The organism is Shewanella chilikensis (assembly GCF_002836945.1).
Classification (GTDB): Bacteria; Pseudomonadota; Gammaproteobacteria; order Enterobacterales; family Shewanellaceae; genus Shewanella; species Shewanella chilikensis.
In genome coordinates this window covers 1-5,916 of sequence record NZ_NIJM01000089.1, presented here as the reverse complement: position 1 = coordinate 5,916, position 5,916 = coordinate 1, and the positions used below count along the sequence as shown (strand labels likewise).

The 5,916-nt window shown below is 54.3% G+C and carries 5 protein-coding genes; 3 read left to right on the top strand and 2 right to left on the bottom strand.

Annotation, left to right across the window (positions count from 1 at the left end; all coding sequences use genetic code 11):
- Nucleotides 1-401: 401 nt before the first annotated feature.
- From caiD to CX651_RS19450, 3 genes are all read left to right on the top strand, one after another.
- Nucleotides 402-1,187, top strand: coding sequence for a crotonobetainyl-CoA hydratase (gene caiD, locus CX651_RS19460; protein WP_025010097.1), 786 nt, complete (start codon nt 402-404; stop codon nt 1,185-1,187).
- A 65-nt stretch (nt 1,188-1,252) separates the two neighbouring features.
- Complete coding sequence (caiE, locus tag CX651_RS19455; RefSeq protein WP_101057763.1) at nt 1,253-1,843, top strand: carnitine operon protein CaiE; 591 nt, start codon at nt 1,253-1,255, stop codon at nt 1,841-1,843.
- 25 nt (nt 1,844-1,868) lie between these two features.
- Nucleotides 1,869-2,810 (top strand): alpha/beta hydrolase, encoded by a 942-nt coding sequence (locus tag CX651_RS19450; protein ID WP_101057761.1) that lies wholly within the window; start codon nt 1,869-1,871, stop codon nt 2,808-2,810.
- 159 nt (nt 2,811-2,969) lie between these two features.
- Here the strand turns inward: CX651_RS19450 and CX651_RS19445 are convergent, their stop codons facing one another.
- Both CX651_RS19445 and CX651_RS19440 read right to left on the bottom strand, forming a co-directional pair.
- Nucleotides 2,970-3,431, bottom strand: a complete 462-nt coding sequence (locus tag CX651_RS19445; protein ID WP_101057759.1) for a TlpA family protein disulfide reductase — start codon at nt 3,429-3,431, stop codon at nt 2,970-2,972.
- 2 nt (nt 3,432-3,433) lie between these two features.
- The gene (locus CX651_RS19440; RefSeq protein WP_373296871.1) at nt 3,434-5,434 is read right to left on the bottom strand and encodes a TonB-dependent receptor plug domain-containing protein; all 2,001 of its coding nucleotides are present in this window, start codon (nt 5,432-5,434) and stop codon (nt 3,434-3,436) included.
- Nucleotides 5,435-5,916: the final 482 nt, after the last annotated feature.

The window sequence follows — 5,916 nt, the reverse complement described above, 5'->3', positions numbered from 1 at the left end:
GGACGGTTTGGGGCGTCATATCGGGAGCTGCGGACCACTTAATCGCAGCTTCCCTTCGAATATTGCGAAGAACATATGGCTAAATTTAAAGTTCCTTCTTTCCTTGAAATCAGAAAGAGTCTACCGAGAACTTGTTCGGGGAAAATAAAAAAGAAGAGTCTTTGCTAACAATCAGCAAAAAAAATAAACCGAATTAAAATTTTAAGCCTTCAATATATCGAAGGCTTAAAAAGCAAACCGTAAAAACCAAAAAGTATTTGGTAAGTTGCTTATTACCAATAAATGTAATAGCTGGGTAATATCTGCTTAAGCCATAAATAATTGTGGCCTTAGGCTGGCGATAAGCGTTAACTGTATTTCGCACATACTCAGTGATATTTTAATCCAGATGGAGTATTAGCATGAACGAATCGTTACACATACGCCGCAATGGCCATATTCTGGAAATCACCCTGGATCGCCCCAAGGCCAACGCCATAGATGCCAAGACCAGTTTTGCCATGGGTGAAGCCTTTATCGCTTTCCGTGATGATCCGGAACTGCGGGTAGCAATTATCACAGGGGCCGGTGAGCGCTTCTTCTCTGCCGGCTGGGATCTGAAAGCCGCCGCCGAGGGCGAAGCCCCGGATGCCGACTTTGGTCCTGGTGGTTTTGCCGGTCTAACCGAGCTGTTCGATCTGGACAAGCCAGTTATCGCCGCCGTCAACGGTTATGCCTTCGGTGGTGGTTTCGAGCTGGCCCTGGCCGCCGACATGATAGTCTGCAGCGACAACGCCAGTTTCGCCCTACCGGAAGCCAAACTGGGCATAGTACCGGACAGCGGCGGCATGCTGCGTCTGCCCAAGCTGATCCCACCTGCGATTGTCAATGAAATGATGATGACCGGCCGCCGCATGGATGCCCAGGAAGCGCTGCGCTGGGGCATAGTCAACCGGGTAGTGGACAACAGCCAGCTGATGGAAACCGCCCGAGAGTTGGCGCAGGAGATCACCCAGAGTGCTCCTCTGGCCATCGCCGCCCTGAAAGAGGTTTATCGCACCACCAGCGAAATGCCGGTGGAAGAAGCCTATCGCTTTATCCGCAGCGGCCAACTGAAACATTATCCTTCCGTATTGCATTCTGAAGACGCGCTGGAAGGGCCACAGGCCTTTGCCGAAAAACGCGATCCTGTCTGGAAAGGCAAATAATTTAAGGAAAGCACGCCAACCGGGACAAGGATGTCCCACCCCTGCAACCCACCAGGATAAATACCATGACCTGTTATGCATTTGAAGGTCTGATCCCTGTTGTCGACCCCAGCGCCTTTGTTCACCCCAGTGCCGTACTGATAGGCGATGTGATAGTCGGCGCCAATGTCTACGTTGGCCCTCACGCTTCCCTTCGCGGTGATTATGGCCGGCTGATCCTCAAGGCCGGCAGCAATCTGCAGGATGGCTGCATCATGCACGGCTATTGCGATCAAGACACCATAGTCGCCGAAGATGGCCATATCGGCCATGGCGCCGTGCTGCACGGCTGCATCATAGGCCGCAATGCCCTGATAGGCATGAACAGCGTGATCATGGATGGCGCCGAGATAGGGCCAGACAGCATAGTCGGCGCCATGAGCTTTATCAAAGCCGGTTTTCAGGGGCAACCGCGGCAGTTACTGGCAGGCTCTCCCGCCCGATATATCCGCGATGTCACAGAGCAAGATCTGCACTGGAAACGCCTCAATACCCGGGAATATCAGGCGCTGGTGCCGCGCTGCCACAACTCCCTTCGGGAAGTGAGGCCGCTGACACAAGCCGAAGCCAACCGTCCCAGGCTCAAAGGAGTCACAGAGGTGACCTACAAGGCCTGATCCCCTTGCTGAATGGAGTACCCATATGCCACTCAATCCCCAGGTTGAAACCTACCTGCAGCAAACCTATGCCGCAGGCTTCACGCCCTATGAAGATCTGACGCCCGACGCCGGTCGTCATCAGGAACACAGCGATATTCCCCCGGCCAGGCCACCGGAAGAGATGGCCGCCGTTGAACACAGATTTATTCCCGGCCCTACCGCCGACCTGCCGGTTAGGATCTACCGCCCGAAACACAGCGAGCAACCCCAACCGGCGCTGATCTACTTTCACGGCAGCGGCTGGATGGTGTCCAACATAGAGATCAACGACCCCTTCAGCCGGGCACTGGCCAAGAATTGCGGCGTGGTGGTGATTGCCGTCAACTATCAAAAGGCGCCGGAGCACAAGTTCCCCATCCCAATGGATGACTGTTACGCGGCAACCCTGTGGGTGTTCAAACACGCCGAGAGACTGGGACTGGATCCCAAGCGAATTGGTATCTTCGGCGACAGCGCCGGTGCCAATCTCGCCGCTGCGGTGGCATTGAGGTGCCGCGATGAAGACTCGGCGGATCTCGCCTGCCAGGTGCTGGTTTACCCGCCGGTGCAGTACGGCTGGCACACTGCCTCGGCCGAGAAATACGCCAGAGGTTTTTTGCTGCACAAGGACAGTATGAAGTACTACTGGAACCACTATCTACGCAGCCCGGCCGATGCCATTCACCCCTATTGCTCCCCTTTGCTGGCAACCGACCACAGCAAGCTGCCCACTACCTTACTCTACTGCGCCGAATGCGACCCCCTGTGCGACGACAGCCGTCTGTACGCCGACAAGTTGGCGACTTCCGGCGTAGCCGTGCACTATCAGCGCTACCCGGGCACGATTCACGGCTTTATCAAGATGTTGGGAGTATTCGATCAGGCCGATGAATTCCAGCGCGATGTCGGCGCCCAAATAAGAGAACTGCTGGCGGTCAAGGATTAACGATTAAAGCGCCTGAGTTTGACAGCCCTGAAATAGGGCACTCAAACAGCCACCAAAAATCACCAACGCCATAGTTGAGGTTTTAAGATTGACAACAAAATGCCCGGCTCGATGCCGGGCATTTTTATCTCGATGGGGTCAGGTTTGAATTGTGCTCACTCAAGCCGCCGGACAGAGCTGCGCTTGCAGTTCGGCTTCCCCGGTCAAACCACGATAGCCCTTAATCAGCCTGCCCTTGCTGTCCAGCAGCAACAAGATAGGGGTTGCAGGAATGCCGCCCATGTCCCTGACCAGCTCCATTGGCGCTCTATAAGCCTCAAACGGAAAGTTGAGGCGGAACAGCGCCCGTTTCAGGGCCAGTTGATTGCCATTGACGCCGAGCGCCACCGGCTGCAGATGACCATGGCACTGCTGATGTAACTTTTTCAGTACCGCCGCCTGCTTGATACACCAGGGGCATTCGGGCTCAAAGAACATCAGTACAGCACTCTGGCCCTCGAGATGCGCCAGCGTCTGTTGCTCTTGCCCGCGAAGGGGCTGGAACTGATAGTCGCGAGTCAGCTGTGAGGCCTGTAACGGCATGGCACTCAGCAGCAATAATCCCAGAGCCAGGCGCTTCATAATCAGAACACCAGTTTCATGCCGGCATAGATCTCTCTGCCACGCAGTGGACCATAGATGTAACCCACATCAAAGGCACCTTCGGCGTCATAGAACAAGGGGCTTTCCTCGTCACCGGCCTGGGTGTAGTCAAACAGGTTGCTGACCCCGGTATAGAAGGACAGGTTGTCGTTGAACTGATAGCTGGCACGTAAGTCCAGAGTAAAGTAGGACGGCGCATCAGTACGTTTCTTCGAGTCGGGATCCACCTTACCGTTGGCATCCAGGCGGTTGTAACCTTCATAGCCATACTGCGACAGATCGCGGCTGCCAATCCACACCAGGTTGGCGAAAAACTCCCAGTCGTTGACGTCCCAATCCACACTCAGGGTCACTCGCTCTTCGATAGGTGCCACGGCATAGGAAGACTTGAATACCGAGTCATAGTCGAAGTGCTCACCTGTGAGGTTTACCGTCAGGTCATCGGTCAGACGATAACCCAGAGCGATGTCTGTGGTCACCACACTGGCCTTCTCATCCAGCTGGGTCAGCAATGGGATCCCTTGGTCGTTGGTGGTCAGCGCCGCCAGATGCTCGACTTCGGTCCAGGCCACGGAAGCCGTAGAGGTGAGTCTGTCACCTTCGTAGCTCAGGGCATAGTTCACCGAGTTGGAACGCTCCAGTTCATCGATGTCGATATCAAACCCCAGTGAACCATCCAGAATGCCGTGATCAGTCTCGAAGAAAGACAGCGGTGCCCGATAGCCACGACCGGCAGACAAACGCGAGGTCCACAGCTCATTATGACGCAGGCGAATATCGACTCTGGGCGAGAGTATCGACTCATCCAGCTCTGTGCCCGGTTTACTGGGGTCGGTAAAGTCGGCAGTGATGCTGTCATAACGCAGCGCCATGGCCACTTCGAGGTCATCGGTCACCTGCCAGGTATCCTGCAGGTACAGGCCCTTGACGTCATAGTCAAAAGAGTCGGAGACATAGTCAGGGTTGGCGCTGCCGGCGCGGGAGTGAGATCGCATCTCTTCGGTACGTAGATCGGCACCAAAGGTCAACAGATGGCTGTCGTTAAGTAGATAATTGAATCTGGCATCGAAGAACCACATCTTGTCATCGGCGGTATAGTCAAACCCTTCGTAGAAGGAGTCCTGCTTGTGCTCGGCATAGCTTACCGCCAGGTGCATGTTCCAGTCGTCGTTGAATTCTTTCAGCCAGGCCAGCGAGGCCTCGTTACGCTCTGTCTTGATCCATTCGGTAGTTTCCCAGGCCTTGCCGGTATAGGGATTACGGATATCACCATCTTCAAACAGCTGTTGCGGCTCACTGGGCTTATCATCAAAACCTGAGAGTACATTGCCTATGCTGGAAGCTGTGCCATCGGCAAAGCTGCTGCCCAGCATGGGGCCACCGAAGATCTCCGACTGGATATTGGCAATTCGCAGCACCAGGTTGTCAAAGTCGCCGATATCCTGGGAAATTCTGGCGGTTACGCTGCGGTTTTCCTGCAGTGGCGCCTCGTTGACCTTGTTGTCATCGGCATCGAACTGATCTCTGTCGTCATACTGAGCCACCAGCGTCGCCCGGGTGCGGCCGTCTTCACTGACGCCCTTGCCGAGAAAGCCCACTTTGCGATAGCCATTTTCACCTGCGGCGACGTCCAGCTCGGCACCGTTTTCGGTGGGCTCATAGCTGATGATGTTGATGGTGCCGCCAATCGCCTCAGGGGCAATCAGTGAAGCACCGGCGCCGCGGGCCACTTCGATGCGTTCAATTCCGGTTGTGGGAATGGCATCGACGGCGTAATAACCGGAAATCATGGTATGCACCGGCAAACCATCCACCAGAATCGTGGTTTGCTCCCCTTTCATGCCGTTGAGCATGATGCGTTTCACACCACACATGGAGCATTCGTTGGAGACTTTTACCCCGGGAGAGTTATCTATGGCTTCCGACAGGTTAACGGCATTCTTGTTTTCTATGATGCTGGCATCGATGACTTCCGTCTTCATTATGGTGTTGGCCAGGGTGCCGGCTTGCTCCAGCCGCTGCCTAACCCCTACCACACTCAAGCGTTCCATGTTTTCCGCTGCCGGCTCCTGCGTTTTTTCTGCTTTTGCCGCCATCAACTGCGGGCTCAACAGGGCCGCCAATACAACTGCCAGATAAGTCGGTTTCACTCAGATATCTCCCAAAATCAACAAAGTTGCGTAATATTATACGAATGATAATGATTATCACTTGATGAAGATCATGTTTTTTAACAGTCGTTTTAAAGGTGTATCTACACCCCTTAAAAGTAGTAACTGGCGGGCGGCGGTTTTATCAGCTACGCAGAAATGCGCAAGGCCCGCATAGTGGCGCAACGTAGTTCACTTAAGCGGGGCTGCCTTGTGATTAACAGGGTATCGGGTCTTTGATATTTTTACCGCCCTAGGTCGATTTGGCTTAGGGCGTTTGTCTATAAAGAGGATGGACAAGTCTCCTCGCAGAC